The organism is Bradyrhizobium elkanii USDA 76 (assembly GCF_023278185.1).
GTDB lineage: Bacteria > Pseudomonadota > Alphaproteobacteria > Rhizobiales > Xanthobacteraceae > Bradyrhizobium > Bradyrhizobium elkanii.
Window position 1 is genome coordinate 3,576,395 of record NZ_CP066356.1, and the last position, 19,351, is coordinate 3,595,745.

Sequence of the window (19,351 nt, forward strand, 5' to 3'; positions counted from 1 at the left end):
AACGCCATGAGCGAGAGTTCCACAAGTGCGGCAGACGGCCCCGATCAGGCGGACTCGCCGTTCGGCGACCGTCTGGCGTTTGACCTCGACGTCGACATTTGCGTGGTCGGGGCCGGCCTGGCCGGCCTGACCGTGGCGCGTGAGGCGGCGCGGCTCGGGGCGAGCGTCGCGGTGCTCGAGGGCCGCCAGATCGGCTGGAACGCCTCCGGTCATCATCTCGGCACCGTGATGCCGGGATTCGGCCTGCCGATGACGGATGTGATCGAGCGCGTCGGCCTCGACGATGCCCGCGAATTGTGGGCATTGTCGAAGGAGGGCGCCGATTATGTCCGCGCCACCGCTACCGAAGATTTGATCCCCGGCATCAAGCCGAGCGATGGCGCGCTGGAGGTCTCCAATGTCGATGTCGGCGAGGCGCTGATCAGCCGTCTGCAGACATTGGGCGAGGATTTCGCGACCGAGGTCGAGGGCTGGCAGGTCGATCGCGTGCGCAGCGTGCTCAGGACCGGCCGCTATTTCCACGGCACCTATTATCCGAAGGCGTTCCAGATCGACGGCCGCAAATATGTGCATGGCCTCGCCGCGCTGGCGATGCGGGCGGGCGTGCGGATCTTCGAGGAGACGCCGGTCGTCAGCATCGATTTTTCCGGCATCCGCAAACGCATCGTGACGCCGACGGCGCGGCTGCGCGCCAACCATATTGTCCTCGCCGGCAATATCCATCTCGGTGCGCCGTTGAAGCGCTTGTCCGATACGCTGCTGCCGGTGTGGCGCTACGCGGCGTTGACCGAGCCGCTCGGGGAGCGGCTGGCGGAGACCATCGCCTTTCCCGGCTCGGTCGTCGACAGCCACGGCATCGACCATTTCCGTGTCGTCGATGGCGATCGGCTGTTGTGGGCGAGCCCCGAAACCACCTGGGACGCACGGCCGAAGCGGCTTGGCGGGGCGGTGCAGCGCCGCATCGCCACGGTGTTTCCACAACTCGGCAAGGTTCCGATCGCGGAGATGTTCGGTGGCGCGGTCGGCGTCACCGTGCATGGCATGCCGCAGATCGGCCAGTTGCGCCGGGGCCTGTGGGTGGCGAGCGGCTTTGGCCGGCAGGGGCTCAACACCTCGGCGCTCGCCGGGCAGCTGATCGCGCGCAGCATCCTGCGGGGCGACGACCGCTGGCGGCTGTTCTCGCCGTTCGAGCTGGTCTGGGCCGGCGGCACCACCGGCCGCGTCGCCGGTCATTTCGTCAGCCTGTGGACGAGGGGCGCCGCGTCCGCGGCGGGTGTTCTGGCGCGCTACCGCGAGGGTGCACGTGCGAAGGAGCGCCTGCGCGAGGCGCGGCTCGCCGAGGCCAATCTCAGGGCGGGAACCAGGGGACCCGCAGCCCGCCGCCCGCCCCCGTCGGGGGTGCGGCCGGCGCGGCCGCCCGCGCCGAGGTCGATCGAGGAAGGCGAGGCGCCGTATCCGGACGCCTCGCAAGAAAGTGAGCGGATCTCCGACGGGCGGATGTAACGTCCGCCGGCGGGGTTCGTATTTGTTGACGAACCTCGGGCACGCCCTCCTGAGCCGTCCGCACGGAGATGATTGATGATCGATCGCCGCATCCTGCTTGCTTCCGTCGCCGGCCTGTTCGGCCTTGCCGCCTTTCGCTGGCTGCGCGCCTCGCCGGCGCAGGCCGCCGAGAAATTCGAGATCGAGAAGACCGACGCCGAATGGCGCGCGCAGCTGACGCCGCAGCAATACGAGATCCTGCGCAACCAGGGCACCGAGCGGCCGGGATCGAGCCCGCTGCTCAAGGAGCACCGCAAGGGCACCTTCGCCTGCGCCGGCTGCGACCTGCCGCTGTTCTCGTCCGAGACCAAGTATGAGAGCGGCACCGGCTGGCCGAGCTTCTACAAGCCGCTGGACAATGCGGTCGGCACGACCTCGGACCGCACCTTCGGCATGGTGCGCACCGAGGTGCATTGCCGCCGCTGCGGCGGCCATCTCGGCCACGTCTTCGACGACGGCCCGAAACCGACCGGACTTCGCTACTGCATGGACGGTTTTGCGCTGGTGTTTCACCCGGCGGCGCCGTCCGCGACCTGACATTCCTTCCCGGCAATTGTTGCCGCTCCCGGCAAATGTGCCCCGGTCGAACGACCGGGGCATTTTTTTCAAGCGGATGATTTTGTTACGTTTTGTTTCGTGGCACGACCTTTGCGACATGCTCCGCCGATGCGGCCATTCCTGTGATTGCCAGCCGCCGGGAATCGAATTGGAGAACATGTCATGGGTATCTTCGGCGCTCTCACGACGGCTGTCGGTGGCTTGCGCGCGGGGTCTTACGCGCTCGAAAACATCTCCGGCAACATCGCCAACTCGCAGACCACGGCCTTCAAGCGCATCGATACCTCATTCCTCGACCTCGTCCCGCAGACCGCGCTGACCGCGCAGCTCGCCGGCGGCGTCACCGCGCAGTCCCGCTCGACCAACTCGGTGCAGGGCGACGTGCAGTCGGCATCGGTCGCGACCTTCATGGCGATCAACGGCAACGGTTTCTTCGCGGTGCAGAAGCCTGGCAGCTTCACCGACGGTGCGCCGGTGTTCGACGGCGTTGACCGCTATACCCGCCGCGGCGATTTCCAGCTCAACAAGGACGGCTATCTCGTCAACGGCGCCGGCTACTATCTCGAGGGCGTGCCGATCGACCCGACCACTGGCAACCCGGCAGGCTCATCGCCGCAGGTGCTGCAATTCAAGAACGACTTCCTGCCGGCGCAGCAGACCACCAAGATCGACTATCGCGCCAACCTCGCGTCCTATCCCTTGACCACCGCGCACGACACCTCGGTTCCCGGCTCCGAGCTGATCCGGCCGGGCGCGTTCAGCAGTGGAAATAATCCGTTGGTGCTGGGCACGCCGGCTGCGCCGTATACCGATTCCGCGATCACCGGCACCGCGCAAAACAACAAGGCGACGCCGTCGGTGGCCATCACCGCCGCGACCCTGCTCTCGGGCGCAGCCGGCACCGATTCGATCAATACCAACTTCAGCGCCGGCTCTGCCGGCCCGCCCGTCGTGCCCGCCGACACGATCACGGTCAACGGGACCGTCATCACCTTCGTGGCGTCGGGGGCGACCGGCAACCAGCTCAACGTCACCGACAGCATCGGAACGCTGCTCGCGAAGATCGACGCGATTACCGGTACCACGACGCCATCGACGATCAGCGGCGGCAAGATCACCTTGCACTCCGGCAAATTGGCCGATCTCAACGTGACGAGCTCGAACTCGACCGCCTTCGCAGCGCTCGGCTTCACCGGGTCGGCGGTTGCGGTTCGCGGCGGCGGCGGCACGGTCGGCACCGGCCAGGTTATCGGCAACGACAACTCGACCTTCCTGAACGAATCCGTCTCGGGCGGCGCCGTCACCGCCTACGACGTGTCGGGCGCGCCGGTGAATCTGCAATTCCGCTGGGCCAAAACCGACAGCTCCTCGCTGGGCAGCGGACATACCGATACCTGGAACCTATTCTATCAGGTCAATCCCAATGCGACCGGCACACAGGTCTCCTGGCAGAACGTCAACGTCAACTTCACCTTCGCCTCGAACGGCCAGATGTCGCCGGCGATCTCCTCGGTGGCGCTCACCAATGCCGTCGTCAACGGCGTGTCACTCGGCAGCCCCGTGATCAATTTCGGCTCCGGCGGCGTGACCCAGTTCGCCGACGCCAACGGCAACGTTCAGGTCAACCAGATCCAGCAGGACGGTTTCCCCGCCGGCCAGCTGCAGTCGGTCAGCGTCTCCACCAACGGCCGCATCGTCGGCAACTATACCAACGGCCGCAACATCGACCTCGCCGAAATCTCGGTGGCGACCTTCAACGGCACCAACTTCCTCAAGCGCATCGACGGCGGTGCGTTCGAGGCGACCGACGAGTCCGGCGCGGCGCTGTTCGGCAAGGCCGGCACCATCGTCGGTTCCTCGCTCGAGAGCTCGAACACCGATATTGCCGACGAGTTCACCAAGCTGATCGTGACCCAGCAGGCCTATTCGGCGAACACCAAGGTGATCACCACGACCAATTCGATGGTGCAGGATCTCCTGAACGTGGTGCGCTGATCGCGTCGTTGCTGCACGTGTGAAGAAGTAAAGGCGAGTACACATCATGGGTTTGAGCCAAGCCCTTTCCACCGCGATGTCGGGCCTGCGCGCCACGCAGGCCTCGCTCTCGCTCGTGTCGTCGAACGTCGCCAACGCGGAGACGCCCGGCTACGTCAGGAAGACGCTCAATCAGGTCACCGGCACCACCGGCCAGTACGGATCGAGCGTCCTCATCACCGGCGTCAACCGCCAGCTCGACGAATTCCTGCAGACCCAGCTCCGCACCGAGACGTCGGGAGCGGCCTATGCCGATGTCCGCTCGGATTTCCTGGCCAATCTGCAGGGCGTGTACGGCAATCCCGACTCCACCGGCACGATCGAGGACGCCTACAACAAGTTCCTGACCGCGCTGCAGGGGCTGTCGACCAGCCCGGAATCGCAGTCGGCCCGCATCGGCGTGATCAATGCCGCGCAATCGATGGCGCAGCAGCTCAATGCGACCTCGCAGGGAATCCAGACGCTGCGCGCCAACGCCGAGGCCGGCATCAGCGATTCCATCAACAGCGCGAACAATGCGTTGCAGCAGATTGCGCGCCTCAATGTCCAGCTGGCGGCCAATGGCGGCACGACCGATGCCTCGACCGCGGCATTGCTCGATCAGCGCGACCGCTACGTCACGCAGCTCTCGCAGCTGATGGACATCCGCACCGTCACCAACAGCCAGAACCAGGTGAGCGTGTTTACCAATTCCGGCGTGCAGCTGGTCGGCACCGAGGCCGCGACGCTCAGCTTCAACGCCCAGGGCACGATGACGCCCAACACGTTGTACAATACCGACCCGACCAAGAGCACCGTCGGCACCATCACCATCACGTTCCCGCATGGCGGCACCTATGACATGGTGTCGACCAACTCGATTCGCTCCGGCAAGATCGCCGCCTATCTCGAGTTGCGCGACAACACGCTGGCGCAGGCCCAGACACAGATCGATCAGTTCGCCGCCGCGATGTCGAGCGCGCTGTCGGACAAGACCACCGCGGGCACCGCGGCGACGGCGGGGGCGCAGTCCGGCTTCGACCTCGACCTCTCGGGGCTGCAGAACGGCAACACCATCCACGTCTCCTACAAGGACAACACCACCGGCCTCACGCACAATCTGTCGATCATTCGCGTCGACGATCCGAGCGTGCTGCCGCTGAGCAATACCGCGACCGTCGATCCGAACGACGAGGTGCTGGGCATCGATTTCTCAGGCGGCTTGAGCTCGGTGCTGTCGCAGCTCAACGGTGCACTCGGCGGAACCGGCCTGCAATTCTCCAATCCGTCGGGGTCGACGCTGCGCGTGCTCGACGACGGCGCCGTCAACAAGGCCGATGTGACCGCGGCATCGGTCACGTCGACGGTTTCGTCGCTGACCTCGGGCGATCCGCATCTTCCGCTGTTCACCGACAATGGCGGACTCTACACCGGCGCGATCACCGCGAACGGATCGCAGACCACCGGCCTTGCCGCGCGCATCAGCGTCAACACCGGCCTGATCGGCGATCCCTCGCGCATGGTGGTGTACTCGACCAATCCGCAGACGCCGGCCGGCGACACCACGCGCGCGAACCTCGTCCTGAACCAGCTGTCGAACGCCTCATACAGCTATTCGCCGCAGACCGGCCTTGGCACGTCAGGCGCGCCGTTCACCGGCACGCTGCTGAACTTTGCCAAGCAGTTCATCAGCCAGCAGGGCGAGTCCGCGACCGCTGCCAAGCAACTGGCTGACGGCCAGGACGTCGTGCTGAACACGCTGCAGACCAAGATGGACTCGACCTCCGGCGTCAACATGGATGAGGAGATGGCGCATCTGCTTTCGCTGCAGAACGCCTATTCCGCCAATGCGCGCGTGATGTCGTCGATCAAGCAGATGTACGACGCGCTGCTGCAGCTCACGTGAGGGTAACATGTCGATCGACGGCGTAAGCGGCAGAACTTCCTATATCGGCACCACGATCCTCAACCTGCGGAATCAGCTCAATGACCTGACCACGCAGCTTGCGACCGGCAAGGTATCGACGACCTATGCGGGGCAGGGGCTCGATCGCGGGTTTGCGCTCAGCCTGCGCGCGCAGATCAGCGGCATCAACGCGTTCTCCGATACCGCCACCAACCTCAACACGCGCCTGAGTGTCGCCAACCTCACCTTGCAGGGCCTGTCCGACGTCGGGACCCAGGTGAAGAACGCCGCGACGACGGCGACGCTGACGCTCAACGACAGCGGCCAGACCTCGGGCCAGATCACGGCGCAGGCGGCCTTCGCCAACGCGGTCGCGATGCTGAACAGCCAGTCGGGCGACCGCTATCTGTTTTCCGGCCGCGCGATGGATACGCCGGCCACGGTGTCCGCCGATACCATGCTCAAGGGCACGGCAACCCAGGCCGGGCTCTCGCAGCTCATCAATGAGCGCAAGCAGGCCGATCAGGGCGCCGGCATGATGGGGCGCCTGAGCGTCTCGTCGCCGCCGGCCACCACGACGGTCACGAGTATCGCCGAGGACGGCTCGCCGTTCGGCCTGAAACTCCTGTCGGTGCAATCGTCGTTGACGGGTGGCGCCACGGTGACGCAGCCGACCGGCACGCCGAAGACCTCGTCGGTCGATCTCGGCGCCGTCAATCCGAAGGACGGCGACAAGATCAAGTTCAACTTCACGCTGCCCGACGGCACCACCGAAGCGATCGAACTCACGGCGACCACGACGAACCCGCCGCCCGCGGGCTCGTTCCTGATCGGCGCCGACACCGCGGCGACGACGGCCAACCTGCAGTCGACGCTGACCTCGTCGATCAAGACGTTGAGCGACACGTCGCTGGTCGCGGCGTCCGCGGTCGCGGCGTCGAACAATTTCTTCAATCCGGTCGCGACCGTCTCGGGCGCCGCGGCCAACAACCAGAACACGCCGCCGGCGCCGATCAGCGGCGCCACGGCGCTGTCGGGGGCGGCGGGCACCGACTCGCTGTCGACGAGCTTTGCCGCCGGTGACACCATCACGGTGAACGGCACGCCGATCACCTTCGTGACCTCGGGCGCCACCGGCAACCAGGTCAACGTCACCGACAGCGTACAGACGCTGATGGCCAAGATCGACCAGATCAGCGGCACCAAGAACCCGTCGACCATCAGCAACGGCGCGATCACGTTGCACGGCGCCGACGGCGAGAGCCTGTCGATCTCGAGCTCCAATACAGCCGCACTCGGCGCGCTCGGCATCGCCAACAACACCACCGCAGCGCCGGCGCCGCTCAGGGTAGGGGGACCGCCGTTCGACACCGCGACCAACCTGGTCGCGGGCACGCCCGGCAACACCGTCTACTGGTACACCGGCGAGAATGGCCCGGGGTCGGCGCGCGGCACCGCGGTCGCCCAGGTCGATCAGTCGATCACCGTGCAGTATGGCGCGCGCGCCAACGAGCAAGCCTTCCGCTATTTGCTGCAGAACGTCGCGGTGTATGCGGCCGTCACCACCAATGCCAGCAACCCGAATGCGAGTGCGCAGGTGACGGCGCTCGCGCAGCGCGTGAGCGCCAACCTCGCCCCGCAAAACGGTCAGCAGCAGATCCAGGACGTGCAGGCCGAATTCGCCGGTGCCCAGACCGCGACCAAGGCGGCCACCGATCGGCAGACCCAGCTCAAGGGGATGGCGGAAACGATGCTCGACTCGGTCGAGGGCGTCAATCAGGACGAGGTCGCGACCAAGATCCTGGCGCTGCAAACCAGCTTGCAGGCGTCGTACCAGACCACGTCGATGCTGTATCAGACGACGCTGCTGAAATATCTGCCGATCAGCTGATCGCGCGCCCTTTAACGCCAGACAGCAAAAAGGCCTCCGCGAGGAGGCCTTTTTCGTTCAGGCGAGGGGCGCCTACGCGCTCTTGCGTGCGTCGTCGCGATCGGCGTTTTGCTGGTCGCGAGCGGTCTCCAGCAACTTCTCTTCGTGCGCGATCAGCTTCTTGGACTCCTTCAGCGCGTGATAGAGGTCGCCGTTGAGGATGAAGTTGTTGACGCTTTCGATGAACGGCCAGGCGCTCGGCATCGCGGTGATGATGTCGCGCACCAGACTGAAATAGGTCGGGTGGTGCGCCATCGGGTCCGGCGACAGATACATCAGCTGCACGGCGAGATAGATCAGCTTCGCCGGCGTGTCCGCCGTCTCGGGCGTCAGGATATCCTTCTCGCGCAGGATCGGGATGCGGTCACCGTCGATCAGCAGGCGGGCGCGCTGGTCGGTGTTGGTGATCACGCAATTGCCGACGATGATGCGCTCGTTCGGTTTGAGTTCGACCTTCAGGGCCATGACCGTTCTCCTTTGCCGGCAGTCGCGCGATGTCTTCGCTGGCGGAGCGAAGTGGTTCGGCACTGCTTAGCAGCCGCCGCTGCGGGCAGGGGCCGATGCGACAGCGATCCTTTCCCATGATGGTTAATGCTTGGTGAACGAGGGGCGGGCGCTGGCGTCGTTATCTGGCCGGAATTGTCAGTCGCCTCAGTAGTTTTCGGGACGAACCTCGCCCAATGGCGACAATTTTATTCTTCGGCCTTTGTCTCAAATGCCGTGCTGGAGATTTCTTTTTCCTTCGCGGCTTGACCGCAGGATCGGCCATCCGCCCGATCAGAAAGGATTGGAGCGGCTTTTTTCTCAGTTTCACACCAGAAAGGTATGAAAATGTCCGATATCATTCTCTCCTCCTCGGTTCGCCAGAACCTCCTCTCCCTCCAGTCCACCGCCGATCTGCTCTCCACGACGCAGAACCGCCTTGCCACCGGCAAGAAGGTCAACACGGCGCTCGACAACCCGACCAACTTCTTCACCGCGCAGTCGCTCGACAACCGCGCCAGCGACATCAACAATCTCTTGGACGGCATCGGCAACGGCGTGCAGGTGCTGCAGGCCGCCAACACCGGCATCACCTCGCTGCAGAAGCTGGTCGATACCGCGAAGTCGATCGCCAACCAGGTGCTGCAGAGCCCGACCGGCTATACCACCAGGTCGCAGGTCACCTCGACTGCGGCGCTCGGCGGCACGTCTGCCAACCTCGTCGACGGCACCACGATCAAGAGCGGCGACGTGCTGGCGATCGCGGCTTCGGCGGGCCAACCCGCCTTCAGCTTCACCTTCGGGGCCAGCACGTCGCTGGCGCAGCTGAACACGTCGCTGGCGGCCAGCAACCTGACGGCGAGCCTCGACAGCTCCAACAAGCTCGTCATCACCACGACCAATGACGCGGCGTCCTCGACGATCGGTGCGGTGACCTTCACCAACACCGGCGGCGGCACCGCGACGTTCAGCGCGGCCGGCACGGCCCCGGTTGCCGACCAGGCCTCGCAGTCGGCGCGCGCCGCTCTGGTGACGCAGTATAACAACACTATCGCGCAGATCACGACCACGGCGCAGGACGCGTCTTTCAACGGCATCAACCTGTTGAACGGCGACAGCCTGAAGCTGACTTTCAACGAGACCGGCAAGTCGACGCTCAGCATCACCGGCGTCACCTTCAATGCCAGCGGCCTCGGTCTGAAGGCGCTGACCGCCGGCACCGACTTCCTCGACAACAACTCGGCGAACAGCGTCATCTCGTCGCTGAGCTCGGCGAGCTCCGCGTTGCGCAGCGAAGCCTCGACGCTGGGTTCGAACCTGTCGATCGTGCAGATCCGTCAGGACTTCTCGAAGAACCTGATCAACGTGCTGCAGACCGGTTCGTCCAACCTGACGCTGGCCGACACCAACGAGGAAGCGGCCAACAGCCAGGCGCTGTCGACCCGCCAGTCGATCGCGGTCTCCGCGCTGGCGCTCGCCAACCAGAGCCAGCAGAGCGTGCTGCAACTGCTCCGCTAAGCGCGCCGGCAAGTGCTTCGAGAACGGCGGGGGAAACCCCGCCGTTTTCATTTGTCTCCGGGATATTACGGTGTCTGTCCATGCCGTCAGAACGACGCATTTCGTAACGGCTGCTAACCATATTTAAAGGCGCCGGATGCATAAATATCGGGCGCTAGAATTGCGTCTTCGCGGCTCGAGAAATCCGCATCCCATCGAGGTCATTGAATGTCGAATGCAGCCCAGGCCTACGCTCGTACCTCCACGACGACGGCGTCCCCACGTGAAATCGAAGCGCAGGCGCTGTTGAAGGCCGCGCGGCAGCTGCAGGAAGTCCAGACGAACTGGAACGGTCCCGACAAGGCGCTCGATCACGCGTTGCTGTTCAACCGCCGGCTGTGGTCGATCTTTCTCAGCGCCGCGCAGGGCGACGACAATCCGCAGCCGCTCGAGATTCGCCAGAACATCGCCAATATCGGCGTGTTCGTGATGAAGCAGACCGTCGACATCCAGATGAATCCGGATCCGGCGAAACTGAAGTCGCTGATCGATATCAACTGCAATATCGCCGCCGGCCTCTCGGGTCGCGGCTGATCGATCGATTCCTGACGGAGCCCTCGGCATGGCCGACGTGTTGAGCATCCTGTCGGCCAACTACAAGGCCGCCGGCCTGACGGTCCCGTCGAAGACGCCCTATGTGGCTGTCGATCCGAACCTCTATGAGGGCAGCTGGAGCGGCAAGTACGCCAACAACAAGTCGTTCAACATCTCGGTGTCGAACGTCGACGGCTTCCGCGCCAAGGTTCACTACCAGAGCGACGGCACCAGCAAGTATCAGGATGTGCTGATCAAGGATGGCGGGTTCCGGATCGGCGATACCAAGTTTGCGCTGGTGCAGCAGGGGACGGCGTTGATCGCCAATGTCGTCACCGATCCGGCCACCGGGGCGACCTATCTCGACAAGGCCTACGCCACGCAGAAGACCTGAACGGTCGTTGCTCCGCGCCTAAAGCATGATCCGGAAAAGTGCGAAGCGGTTTTCCCTCGCGACAAACGCGGGACGCGTTTGCGCGGAGATCATGCTCAAACAAGGAGCCAAAGCGCGATGATGATTCAACCTAATCTCATCGCGCTTTAAGCGCGGCGATCGGTGGCTCGCACCCGCGTCGGCGCGTCCTTGCTGAGATCGAGCGCGTGGAAATAGGCGCGGCGGCGCAATACGGCTTCTTCCGGAAACTGCCTCACCACCAAATTGGTGCGATTATCGACCACCTGATAGACCACGGCGCGCGCGTCGCGGTCGATGATGACCTGGTCGCTGACCGACGGAGCCTGATTTGAAATCGATGCGTTGACGGCGTTGGGATCGATGGTGACGCGCACGCTCGGCTCCGGAGCGGTGACGCTCTGGCTCGCCGGCAGTTCAGTCTTGACCGCCTTCTGCGCCGTATCGCTCGTGGGAGAGATCATCGGCGCTGCGACCGGTGCCCCCACCGGCTTGATGTTGAAATCTGTACTCATGGCAGCCTCGTAGTGCACAGGCACTAGTTTGCTTGAGTCAAATCCCAACCCCTCACGATCCGCAACTCTACGGGGAACCTCTCAATAGGCTGTTAGAAAACACGCTGAATGCCCCGCTGCCGGGGCTGCGTCGAATTGAGCTAAATTGTCGGCGTTTGCGTCAGAGCGTGCGGCTGACCGCGATCGGCGTCATGTTGCGCGGGCCCGGCGTGGCGCGCTGTCCGCTTGCGGTGTAGGTGTTCGGAATGTTGCGGCGCTGCACCTCGGCATTGACGCCGCGCACGATGCCTTCGGAGACGGCGTGCGCGGTCGCAAGCACGGTCAGATTGACCTGCAGCATGGCGCGGAACGTCTCGTGATGCCGGCGCAACGTCGCGAGCAGCTCGGGATCGGTCTGCGACAGCATCTTCTGCATCGATTTCAGGTGCTCGACCGCGAGCATATAGCGCCGCGACAGCTCCGACTTCTGCGGCTCGAGCTGCATGCCCTCGCGGATCTTGCCCGCGCGGACGAACTCGGTCTCCTGCTCGATCACGGCGAGCAGGCCGCTCATCACTTCGGTCAGTTCGTTGGCGAGACGCGCGACGTCCGGCGGCGTCGACGTCGCGGACCGCGCGGCGGAGGCGGATGCTACTGGCCGCGGCTGCTGTGGACGCTGGTTCATCGCGCTGCTCCTTTGAAATCCTAGCTCTTGTTCGCCTGCTGCAGGATCAGCGAGCGGAACACTTCGTTGGAAATGCCGACGCCGCCGGCCTTGGCAAAATTCTTCGAGTATTCGTCGGTCAGCATCGACCGCCATGCGCCGGTGCCGACGGTGTCGCCGTACGGGCCGTCACCCTTCAGGCCGGTCGTCATCTGCGAGAACATCGAGTTGAGGAACATCGATTCGAAATCGGTCGCGGTCGCCTTCGCCTTGACGGCTTGCTGCGGCGTCACCTTCTTCAGCGCGTCCTGCAGCACGGGATCGGGGCGGCCGTTGAACATCGGCATCAACGCCTTGTTCGGCATGCTGCCGGTGGTGCTGTTGATCAGGCTCGCCATCACATCACCTCGATGTCGGCTTCGATCGCGCCGGCGGCCTTGATCGCCTGCAGGATGCTGATGAGGTCGCGCGGTCCGATGCCGAGGCCGTTGAGGCCGTCGACCAGCTGCTGCAGCGAGACGCCGTCCTTGACCACGGCGAACTTCTTGCCGTCCTCGCTGACGCCGACGCTGGTGCGCGGTGTCACGACCGTTCGGCCGCGCGACAGCGGATTGGGCTGGCTGACCTGCGGACTCTCGGAGATCGAGACGGTGAGATTGCCCTGCGCGACGGCGACGGTGGCGACGCGAACGTCGCGGCCCATCACGATGATGCCGGAGCGCTCGTCGATCACGATCTTGGCCACGAGATCGGGATCGACCTGCAGCTGTTCGATCTCGGTCAGGAAGGCGACGACGTTGCCCTTGAACTCCGTCGGGATCGCAAGCTGCACCGTGGAGGGATCGATCGGCTCGGCGGTCTTGACGCCGAGATAGTCGTTGACCGCGGCGGCGATCCGCTTGGCGGTGGTGAAGTCGGCGTTGCGCAGCGCGAGGCGCACATTGGGCAGGCGGTTGAGCGCGAACTCGATCTCGCGCTCGATGATGGCGCCGTTGGCGATCCGGCCGACGGTCGGCACGCCGCGCACGACGCTGGCGGCGGCGCCTTCGGCCGCGAAGCCGGCGACCGCCACCGATCCCTGCGCCACCGCGTAGACATTGCCGTCGGCGCCGAGCAGGGGGGTGACGAGCAGGGTGCCGCCCTGCAGGTTCTTGGCATCGCCGAGCGCGGAGACGGTGACGTCCATGCGCGTGCCCTGGGTGCCGAACGCCGGCAGATTGCCGGTCACCATCACGGCAGCGACGTTGCCGGTGCGGATGGTGGCGCCGCGGATGTTGACGCCCATGCGCTCGAGCATCGCCTGCAGCGATTGCTTGGTGAAGGGGATGTTGTTCAGCGTGTCGCCGGTGCCGTTGAGGCCGACCACGAGGCCGTAGCCGATCAGCTGGTTCTGGCGCACGCCTTCGATATTGGCGAGATCCTTGATCCGCGACGTCGCGGCAGCCGGCATGACGGAGGCCGCCAGCGCCAGCAGCGCGGCGCAGGTCACTCCGAACAGATTTGCGATGCGGATGCCGGGCATCCCGATGCTCCCCTCGAACTGAACTCGCGGAGCGCGCGACACTCCCATGACGGCGATCCGCCATTAACCATGCGAGCTGCGTGCCACTTCGCTTCGCTTGAGCAATGTCTTGATATATTTATCGAAATTGTCGGGTCGTCATTTTCCTCGGGTTCGCCAGGGAGCGCGAAACTGCCGCGCGGCGGCAGAAATTGCCGGGTCGTTTACGCGCCGTTAACCATAAAACGGCGATGCTCGGCCCATTCAGGCCTGCGGGATCACGACGATGCGCATCTACGGACCGAACGGCACCACGCTTGGCACGTCCACCGGCGCCACGCGCCGCACCTCGTCGAGCGGCTTCTCGTTGCCGGATGCGACGACCGCTCAGGAGGAAGTTCGCTCCACCGCGGCGCCGAAGGCCGCCGCCAGCCTCGATGCGCTGCTCGCGCTGCAAGGCGTCGAGGACCCGACCGAACGCCGCAAGCGCTCAGTCGCCCGCGGCAAGGGCGCGCTCGACGTGCTCGATGCGCTCAAGCTCGGACTGCTGTCCGGCAATTTCGATTCCTCCACGGTGAACCGGCTGCGTGACGCCGCGGCGAGCCTGAAGGAATCCTCCGGCGACCCCGGCCTCGATGCCGTGCTCGGCGAGATCGAACTGCGCGTCGAGGTCGAACTCGCCAAGGCCGGGCAATACTAGGCTCCTCTCGATCAACTCACCTGTCCCACGCCGCCAGTGCCTTCAGGCGCCGGTGCCTCAGGCCGCCAGCGCCTTGCGCTGCGCGTCGTAGCGGCGTTGTGCAGCCAGCACATCCTTCAGATTCTGTTCGGCCCAGTCGCGCAGCGGATCGACCGCTTCGGCGAGCGTCGATCCGAGCGGCGTGATTGAATACTCCACCGTCACCGGCACCGTTGCGATCGCCCGGCGGCGCAGCAGCCCGTCGCGCTCCAGGCTCTTCAGCACCTGCGACAGCATCTTCTGCGAGATGCCTTCGATGGCGCGTCGAAGCTGGTTGAAGCGCATCGGCTCGCCGCGCAGCAGCAGCAGGATCAGCACCGCCCATTTGTCGCCGACCCGGTCGAGGATCTGGCGCGTCGGGCAATTGGCGGCATAGGCGTCCGGCTTGAGGCTCGTGGCTTTCATCGCGGTTACTCCGGCGTGATCAGGTGAGGCAAGAGTGCCTTCTTCACACCTACATCCATTTCGCTACCTAGTCACCATTGGAAACTATCAATCGGAGACTTGAGATGAAGATCGCCATCGCCGGCGCGTCCGGCCAGGCCGGCTCGCGCATCACGGCGGAACTCGCCCGCCGTGGCCACGCCGTCACCGCCATCGCCCGCAACCCGGAGAAGATCGCCAGCGTGCCCAATGTCACTGCCTGCAAGGGGGACGCGAACGACCAGGCCGCCCTGGCCGCGTTGTGGGTCGGCCACGATGCCGCGATCAGTTCGATCCATTTCCTGGTCAGCGATCCCGCCAAGCTGATCGGGGCTGCCAAGGCATCCGGGGTCGGCCGCTATCTCGTGGTCGGCGGCGCCGGCAGCCTCGAGGTGGCGCCGGGGGTCCGCCTGGTGACCACCCCCAACTTTCCGCCCCAATACAGGGCCGAGGCCTCCAAGGGGGCTGAGTTCCTCGACCTGCTGCGCCAGGAGAAGGACCTGAACTGGACCTTTTTGTCGCCCTCGGTGCTGTTTGTGGCCGGCGAGCGGACCGGCAAGTTCCGCCTCGGGACCGACCAGCTTCTGACCGCCCCAGACGGCAAAAGCTCGATCTCGTTCGAGGATTTCGCAGTTGCACTCGCCGACGAAATCGAGCGTCCGGCCCATATCCGCCGGCGTTTCACGGTCGGTTATTGAGGGGGCAGGGCCGTCCCCGGGCAGGGCGGATAAGTTTGCCTGTGCAAGGCCTTGGGGGCGGCCCGCCTTTCGCGGTGGCAGATATTGTCTGTCACATGACGTGGCTATATAAGGCGCCGCGCGGAGGGGTTGTGTTCCCTCCGCCTGACAGGGACATGGCTGCCTTTGGAAAAGCTGAAGAACTACCGGCCGACTGAAAAAGAGCCTTTCATGAATGAGCGGCAGCGCGATTATTTCCGCGCCAAGCTGCTGGCCTGGAAGGATGAGATCCTCCGCGAATCGAAGGTCACGTTGCAGACGTTGCAGGAAGAGAACGTCAATCATCCCGACCTCGCGGACCGAGCGTCCTCGGAAACCGACCGCGCGATCGAACTTCGTGCCCGCGACCGTCAGCGCAAGCTGATCTCCAAGATCGACGCGGCACTCCAGCGCATCGAAGACAACACCTACGGCTATTGCGAAGAGACCGGTGAACCGATCTCGCTGAAGCGGCTCGAAGCCCGCCCGATCGCAACGCTGTCGGTGGAGGCGCAGGAACGCCACGAGAAGCGCGAGAAGGTCTATCGCGACGAATAGTGGTGACGGATCGCCACGGATTGCTACCGGCGCGTACCGGTTGTACGTTCGCGCCGCCATGATGACACGCACTCTCAACATCGCTTCGGTGTTTTTCCTGGGCTGATCCCGCTTCCTTATGGAAGCGCTGAGCGGCCCCACGAGCTTTCGCTCCTGGGATTCCAGTGAAACCGAATGAGCCGGTCAGGTTCCGCGCATCGCGGAGCAGCGATGGCCGGCGACAGTTTGAGAGACAATCATGACCCCTCGAAACGACCCGCGTGCGCTTGACGGCGCGCAGATCGAGCAATTCATCCAACAGGGCTTTGTCCGGATCGACAGCGCCTTTCCCCGGGAACTCGCCGACCTGGGACGCGCCATCATGTGGCGTGATCTGCCGTGCAGCGAGCACGACCCTTTGACCTGGACCCAACCGGTGATCCGGCTGCCGGGCTACGGCGGTACGCCGTTTCGCGAAGCGATCAACACGCCGCTGCTGCACCGGGCGTTCGATCAGATCGCCGGTCCCGGCCGCTGGCGCCCGCGCGACGACATCGGAACCTTTCCGGTGCGCTTCCCGCATCCGGACGATCCCGGCGATGCCGGCTGGCACATCGACGTCAGCTTCCCCGGCCACGATTGCGACCCGAACGAGCGCAGCGACTTCTCCGCCTGGCGGGCCAACGTCGTCTCGCGCGGCCGGGCGCTGTTGCTGCTGTTCCTGTTCTCCGACGTCGGCGAGAACGACGCGCCGACCCGGATCAGGGTCGGCTCGCACCTTCCGATGGCCCGCTACCTCGCGCCGGCGGGCGAAGCCGGGCGCGCACGCATGGTGCTCGACGATGTCGGCGCCGACTGCGAGGTCGCGCTCGCGACCGGTGAGGCCGGCACGGTCTATCTGTGTCATCCGTTGCTGGTGCATGCCGCGCAGAAGCATCGCGGCACGACGCCGCGCTTCATGGCCCAGCCGTCGCTCGTTGCCGGCGAGCCGTACCGGCTGGAACGTGCGGATGGTGCGTATTCGCCGGTCGAGATCGCGATCCGGCAGGCGCTTGGCATGGGGTGAGGCGCAGCACCTGCTCGGCTGGCGCCCGCGCGGCAATGAGGAGATGATCGTCGCGACCGCGAAGAGCCTGATCCGGCTCGGCCTCGTCAAGGCCTGACGGCAGCTCCCGTCCAGCGTGCTTGCCAGACGCGTCGGCGAGTGCTGAATTGCAGCGAGCAGACGGAGGCGCCACCGCGCCGCCGAGAACACCAGGGAGGCTGCGCAGATGGATCGGGTCCTCGCGGCCGCAAAGGCGATCGCCAGCGCGCGTCGCAGCCGGGCGCCGCTCAAGGCGCTTCCGAAGGACGTCGTGCCGCGCGACGAGGCCGAAGGCTATCAGGTGCAGTACGCGCTGCACGCTCTGATGCAGCCACACGTGGGCAGCCTCGTCGGCTACAAGATCGGCTGCACCAGCGCGGTGATGCAGGAATATATCAACATCCCGCACCCCTGCGGTGGTGGTGTGTTCGAGAAGGTCGTGCATGACAGCGGCGTGCAGCTGCCGGCGGCCGAGTTCGTCCATGTCGGCGTCGAGTGCGAGATCGCGGTGCGGCTCGCCCGCGATCTCGCTCCCAGCGAGGCGCCGTTCACCGCCGAATGGGTCGCGGAAGCGATCGATGCCTACTATCCCGCGATCGAGATCGTTGACGACCGCTACGTCAAATGGGAGACGCTGGGTGCGCCGACGCTCATTGCCGACGACTTCTTCGCCGCGGGCTGCGTGCTCGGGGAGGCGGTGCCTCGCATCAACATGCCCGATCTGCGCGCGGTCGCGGGACGCGCGATCGTCAACGGCAAGGAAGAAGGCCGCGGCACCGGCGCCGACGTGCTCGGGCATCCCCACAACGCGCTCGCCTGGCTCGCCAATCATCTCGCCACTGAAGGCCGTGGCCTGCACGCCGGCCAGATCGTGCTGACCGGCAGCCTGGTCAAGACGGTGTGGCTGAAGGCGGGCGACACGGTCGTGATGGAGCTCGACGGTCTCGGCAAGGTGGAAGCGACCTTCACCTGAGGCGACGTTGGGCGAGCTTGCCGCCACATAAAGATGTCGTTCCTGCCTAGTGCGCAATTGCGCACGGGAGCAGGGACCCATAACCACGAGTGCTGATTGTTGCACGGCGCCGGAACGACGAGCGCGGTTCACGACGGCCGCCGCGGAGTATGGGTCCGGCTTTCGCCTGCTTTCGCAGGGACGACACCGAGTGCGATGTTCACCTGACTTTCACATCGCCGGCCGTTTTGGCGTCGGTGACCAGCTCGACCTTGCCGTCGGTCAGCCGATAGACCGCGCCGACCACCCTGAGCTTGCCCTGATCGACCGCGGCGCTGAGGATCGGCGTCGCCGATTTCAGCTTCGCGACGTTGTCGATGACGTTCTGCCTGATGGCGTTGGCGAGCCGGTCGCCTCCCTTGCCCTCGGTCGCCTTCACCGCCGGTGCGATCGCATTGACCAGCGAGGGCAGATGGCCGGGCAGGGTGGTGTTGTCCTTTAGCGACCTGATGGCGGCGTCGACCGCCCCGCAGCTGTCGTGGCCGAGCACCATGAACAGCGGCACGTTGAGCACGGCCGATGCATATTCCAGGCTCGCGATGGTCTCGTCGCTGGCGAAATTGCCGGCGACGCGGCAGACGAACAGATCGCCGCGGCCGGTGTCGAACGCGTATTCCGGTGCGATGCGGGAGTCCGCGCAACTCAGGATGCCGGCGAACGGATTCTGTCCGCCGGCCAGCGCCTCGCGCTCGTGCTTGAAATCATGCCGCCGCGAGACGCCTTCGACATAGCGGAGATTGCCCTTGACCAGCCGGTCCAGCGCCGCGTCCGGCGCCAGCACATTCTGCGGCTTCGGCGGCGATTTGGTTTCCTTGGCGGAAACCGGCGGCGCGAGGGCGAGGCTGGCGGCGGTGCAGGCCGCGGCAGCGAGGAAGCGGCGCCGGGAGGTCTGGGTGGGAGCTGCGATTTCGCAAAGCTGGCACATCAAAAATCTCCGTAAAATTATCCGGGAATAGCAATCGCGTCCGTGCAAAGGTTGTAGATCATGCGCTGTGCCACCGCAACGATGTGGTTTCGCGCGCTCGGAGCCATCAAGTTCGCTGTCGTCTCTGCGAAACCAGCAGAACCGTCATCCTGAGGCGCGCCAACGTTTCCGCGCGAAGCGCGGCCCGATGACAGGCTCCGCGCAACTTGAAGGATCGACGCCATCCTTCGAGGCTCGCTGCGCTCGCATCTCCAGCGGCAAAGGCGAAGCCCTTGCGCCGGCATGACGGTATTCGCGTTGTGCGTTGCGGCTCTCTGCATG

Annotated in this window: 20 protein-coding genes; 13 read left to right on the forward strand and 7 right to left on the reverse strand. The window is 65.1% G+C overall.

What is annotated here, in order from left to right; genetic code table 11:
- Positions 1–6: 6 nt before the first annotated feature.
- The 5 genes from JEY66_RS16995 to JEY66_RS17015 all read left to right on the forward strand — a co-directional run bounded on the left by JEY66_RS16995 (position 7) and on the right by JEY66_RS17015 (position 7,910).
- Positions 7–1,503, forward strand: coding sequence for an NAD(P)/FAD-dependent oxidoreductase (locus JEY66_RS16995; RefSeq protein WP_018272575.1), 1,497 nt, complete (start codon positions 7–9; stop codon positions 1,501–1,503).
- Positions 1,504–1,578: 75 nt separating this feature from the next.
- Positions 1,579–2,079, forward strand: coding sequence for a peptide-methionine (R)-S-oxide reductase MsrB (gene msrB, locus JEY66_RS17000; RefSeq protein WP_018272574.1), 501 nt, complete (start codon positions 1,579–1,581; stop codon positions 2,077–2,079).
- Between the two features lie 183 nt (positions 2,080–2,262).
- Positions 2,263–4,095: a flagellar hook-basal body complex protein gene (locus tag JEY66_RS17005; RefSeq protein WP_018272573.1), complete on the forward strand. Its 1,833-nt coding sequence runs from the start codon at positions 2,263–2,265 to the stop codon at positions 4,093–4,095.
- A 46-nt stretch (positions 4,096–4,141) separates the two neighbouring features.
- A complete protein-coding gene (flgK, locus tag JEY66_RS17010; protein ID WP_026193019.1) occupies positions 4,142–6,019 on the forward strand; it encodes a flagellar hook-associated protein FlgK in 1,878 nt (625 codons plus the stop codon).
- 7 nt (positions 6,020–6,026) lie between these two features.
- A complete protein-coding gene (locus tag JEY66_RS17015; protein WP_018272572.1) occupies positions 6,027–7,910 on the forward strand; it encodes a hypothetical protein in 1,884 nt (627 codons plus the stop codon).
- A gap of 72 nt (positions 7,911–7,982) precedes the next feature.
- On the opposite strand, the gene flbT is transcribed toward JEY66_RS17015, so the two are convergent.
- On the reverse strand, positions 7,983–8,414 hold the full coding sequence (flbT, locus tag JEY66_RS17020) for a flagellar biosynthesis repressor FlbT (RefSeq protein WP_016847775.1): 432 nt from the start codon (positions 8,412–8,414) through the stop codon (positions 7,983–7,985).
- A 366-nt stretch (positions 8,415–8,780) separates the two neighbouring features.
- Between flbT and JEY66_RS17025 the strand changes: the two genes are divergently transcribed.
- The 3 genes from JEY66_RS17025 (at position 8,781) to JEY66_RS17035 (ending at position 10,917) form a co-directional block, all read left to right on the forward strand.
- On the forward strand, positions 8,781–9,950 hold the full coding sequence (locus JEY66_RS17025; RefSeq protein WP_028337699.1) for a flagellin N-terminal helical domain-containing protein: 1,170 nt from the start codon (positions 8,781–8,783) through the stop codon (positions 9,948–9,950).
- A gap of 207 nt (positions 9,951–10,157) precedes the next feature.
- Positions 10,158–10,523, forward strand: coding sequence for a flagellar biosynthesis regulator FlaF (gene flaF, locus JEY66_RS17030; protein WP_016846762.1), 366 nt, complete (start codon positions 10,158–10,160; stop codon positions 10,521–10,523).
- 28 nt (positions 10,524–10,551) lie between these two features.
- Positions 10,552–10,917 (forward strand): hypothetical protein, encoded by a 366-nt coding sequence (locus JEY66_RS17035; RefSeq protein WP_016846761.1) that lies wholly within the window; start codon positions 10,552–10,554, stop codon positions 10,915–10,917.
- A 146-nt stretch (positions 10,918–11,063) separates the two neighbouring features.
- Here JEY66_RS17035 and JEY66_RS17040 read toward each other — a convergent pair whose 3' ends face one another.
- The 4 genes from JEY66_RS17040 to JEY66_RS17055 form a co-directional block, all read right to left on the reverse strand.
- Complete coding sequence (locus JEY66_RS17040) at positions 11,064–11,450, reverse strand: hypothetical protein (RefSeq protein WP_026193018.1); 387 nt, start codon at positions 11,448–11,450, stop codon at positions 11,064–11,066.
- A 160-nt stretch (positions 11,451–11,610) separates the two neighbouring features.
- Positions 11,611–12,114: a hypothetical protein gene (locus JEY66_RS17045; protein ID WP_018272571.1), complete on the reverse strand. Its 504-nt coding sequence runs from the start codon at positions 12,112–12,114 to the stop codon at positions 11,611–11,613.
- Positions 12,115–12,134: 20 nt separating this feature from the next.
- Entirely contained in the window at positions 12,135–12,491 is a 357-nt protein-coding gene (flgJ, locus tag JEY66_RS17050) for a flagellar assembly peptidoglycan hydrolase FlgJ (protein WP_018272570.1), read from the reverse strand.
- A complete protein-coding gene (locus JEY66_RS17055) occupies positions 12,491–13,615 on the reverse strand; it encodes a flagellar basal body P-ring protein FlgI (RefSeq protein WP_016846757.1) in 1,125 nt (374 codons plus the stop codon). Before JEY66_RS17055 ends, flgJ begins: the two co-directional genes overlap by 1 nt.
- Before the next feature lie 265 nt (positions 13,616–13,880).
- On the opposite strand from JEY66_RS17055, the gene JEY66_RS17060 reads away from it, so the two are divergent.
- Positions 13,881–14,294 carry a flagellar assembly protein FliX gene (locus JEY66_RS17060; protein WP_018272569.1) on the forward strand — a complete coding sequence of 138 codons (414 nt, stop codon included), beginning with the start codon at positions 13,881–13,883 and terminating at the stop codon, positions 14,292–14,294.
- Positions 14,295–14,351: 57 nt separating this feature from the next.
- Here JEY66_RS17060 and JEY66_RS17065 read toward each other — a convergent pair whose 3' ends face one another.
- Positions 14,352–14,738 carry a winged helix-turn-helix transcriptional regulator gene (locus JEY66_RS17065; protein WP_016846755.1) on the reverse strand — a complete coding sequence of 129 codons (387 nt, stop codon included), beginning with the start codon at positions 14,736–14,738 and terminating at the stop codon, positions 14,352–14,354.
- Positions 14,739–14,842: 104 nt separating this feature from the next.
- On the opposite strand from JEY66_RS17065, the gene JEY66_RS17070 reads away from it, so the two are divergent.
- From JEY66_RS17070 to JEY66_RS17085, 4 genes are all read left to right on the forward strand, one after another.
- On the forward strand, positions 14,843–15,454 hold the full coding sequence (locus tag JEY66_RS17070) for an NAD(P)-dependent oxidoreductase (RefSeq protein WP_018272568.1): 612 nt from the start codon (positions 14,843–14,845) through the stop codon (positions 15,452–15,454).
- A gap of 210 nt (positions 15,455–15,664) precedes the next feature.
- Positions 15,665–16,030: an RNA polymerase-binding protein DksA gene (gene dksA / locus JEY66_RS17075; protein ID WP_170991616.1), complete on the forward strand. Its 366-nt coding sequence runs from the start codon at positions 15,665–15,667 to the stop codon at positions 16,028–16,030.
- A 238-nt stretch (positions 16,031–16,268) separates the two neighbouring features.
- On the forward strand, positions 16,269–17,075 hold the full coding sequence (locus tag JEY66_RS17080) for a phytanoyl-CoA dioxygenase family protein (RefSeq protein ID WP_018272567.1): 807 nt from the start codon (positions 16,269–16,271) through the stop codon (positions 17,073–17,075).
- A 205-nt stretch (positions 17,076–17,280) separates the two neighbouring features.
- Entirely contained in the window at positions 17,281–18,066 is a 786-nt protein-coding gene (locus tag JEY66_RS17085; RefSeq protein ID WP_016846750.1) for a 2-keto-4-pentenoate hydratase, read from the forward strand.
- A 199-nt stretch (positions 18,067–18,265) separates the two neighbouring features.
- Here JEY66_RS17085 and JEY66_RS17090 read toward each other — a convergent pair whose 3' ends face one another.
- Positions 18,266–19,030 carry a carbonic anhydrase gene (locus tag JEY66_RS17090; protein WP_018272566.1) on the reverse strand — a complete coding sequence of 255 codons (765 nt, stop codon included), beginning with the start codon at positions 19,028–19,030 and terminating at the stop codon, positions 18,266–18,268.
- Positions 19,031–19,351 lie beyond the last annotated feature (321 nt).

What these genes read in the sequence shown, in the direction of transcription:
- JEY66_RS16995 (WP_018272575.1), top strand. Translation starts at nt 7, where the DNA reads ATGAGCGAGAGTTCCACAAGTGCGGCAGACGGCCCCGATCAGGCGGAC.
- msrB (WP_018272574.1), top strand. Translation starts at nt 1,579, where the DNA reads ATGATCGATCGCCGCATCCTGCTTGCTTCCGTCGCCGGCCTGTTCGGC.
- JEY66_RS17005 (WP_018272573.1), top strand. Translation starts at nt 2,263, where the DNA reads ATGGGTATCTTCGGCGCTCTCACGACGGCTGTCGGTGGCTTGCGCGCG.
- flgK (WP_026193019.1), top strand. Translation starts at nt 4,142, where the DNA reads ATGGGTTTGAGCCAAGCCCTTTCCACCGCGATGTCGGGCCTGCGCGCC.
- JEY66_RS17015 (WP_018272572.1), top strand. Translation starts at nt 6,027, where the DNA reads ATGTCGATCGACGGCGTAAGCGGCAGAACTTCCTATATCGGCACCACG.
- flbT (WP_016847775.1), bottom strand. Translation starts at nt 8,414, where the DNA reads ATGGCCCTGAAGGTCGAACTCAAACCGAACGAGCGCATCATCGTCGGC.
- JEY66_RS17025 (WP_028337699.1), top strand. Translation starts at nt 8,781, where the DNA reads ATGTCCGATATCATTCTCTCCTCCTCGGTTCGCCAGAACCTCCTCTCC.
- flaF (WP_016846762.1), top strand. Translation starts at nt 10,158, where the DNA reads ATGTCGAATGCAGCCCAGGCCTACGCTCGTACCTCCACGACGACGGCG.
- JEY66_RS17035 (WP_016846761.1), top strand. Translation starts at nt 10,552, where the DNA reads ATGGCCGACGTGTTGAGCATCCTGTCGGCCAACTACAAGGCCGCCGGC.
- JEY66_RS17040 (WP_026193018.1), bottom strand. Translation starts at nt 11,450, where the DNA reads ATGAGTACAGATTTCAACATCAAGCCGGTGGGGGCACCGGTCGCAGCG.
- JEY66_RS17045 (WP_018272571.1), bottom strand. Translation starts at nt 12,114, where the DNA reads ATGAACCAGCGTCCACAGCAGCCGCGGCCAGTAGCATCCGCCTCCGCC.
- flgJ (WP_018272570.1), bottom strand. Translation starts at nt 12,491, where the DNA reads ATGGCGAGCCTGATCAACAGCACCACCGGCAGCATGCCGAACAAGGCG.
- JEY66_RS17055 (WP_016846757.1), bottom strand. Translation starts at nt 13,615, where the DNA reads ATGCCCGGCATCCGCATCGCAAATCTGTTCGGAGTGACCTGCGCCGCG.
- JEY66_RS17060 (WP_018272569.1), top strand. Translation starts at nt 13,881, where the DNA reads ATGCGCATCTACGGACCGAACGGCACCACGCTTGGCACGTCCACCGGC.
- JEY66_RS17065 (WP_016846755.1), bottom strand. Translation starts at nt 14,738, where the DNA reads ATGAAAGCCACGAGCCTCAAGCCGGACGCCTATGCCGCCAATTGCCCG.
- JEY66_RS17070 (WP_018272568.1), top strand. Translation starts at nt 14,843, where the DNA reads ATGAAGATCGCCATCGCCGGCGCGTCCGGCCAGGCCGGCTCGCGCATC.
- dksA (WP_170991616.1), top strand. Translation starts at nt 15,665, where the DNA reads ATGAATGAGCGGCAGCGCGATTATTTCCGCGCCAAGCTGCTGGCCTGG.
- JEY66_RS17080 (WP_018272567.1), top strand. Translation starts at nt 16,269, where the DNA reads ATGACCCCTCGAAACGACCCGCGTGCGCTTGACGGCGCGCAGATCGAG.
- JEY66_RS17085 (WP_016846750.1), top strand. Translation starts at nt 17,281, where the DNA reads ATGGATCGGGTCCTCGCGGCCGCAAAGGCGATCGCCAGCGCGCGTCGC.
- JEY66_RS17090 (WP_018272566.1), bottom strand. Translation starts at nt 19,030, where the DNA reads ATGTGCCAGCTTTGCGAAATCGCAGCTCCCACCCAGACCTCCCGGCGC.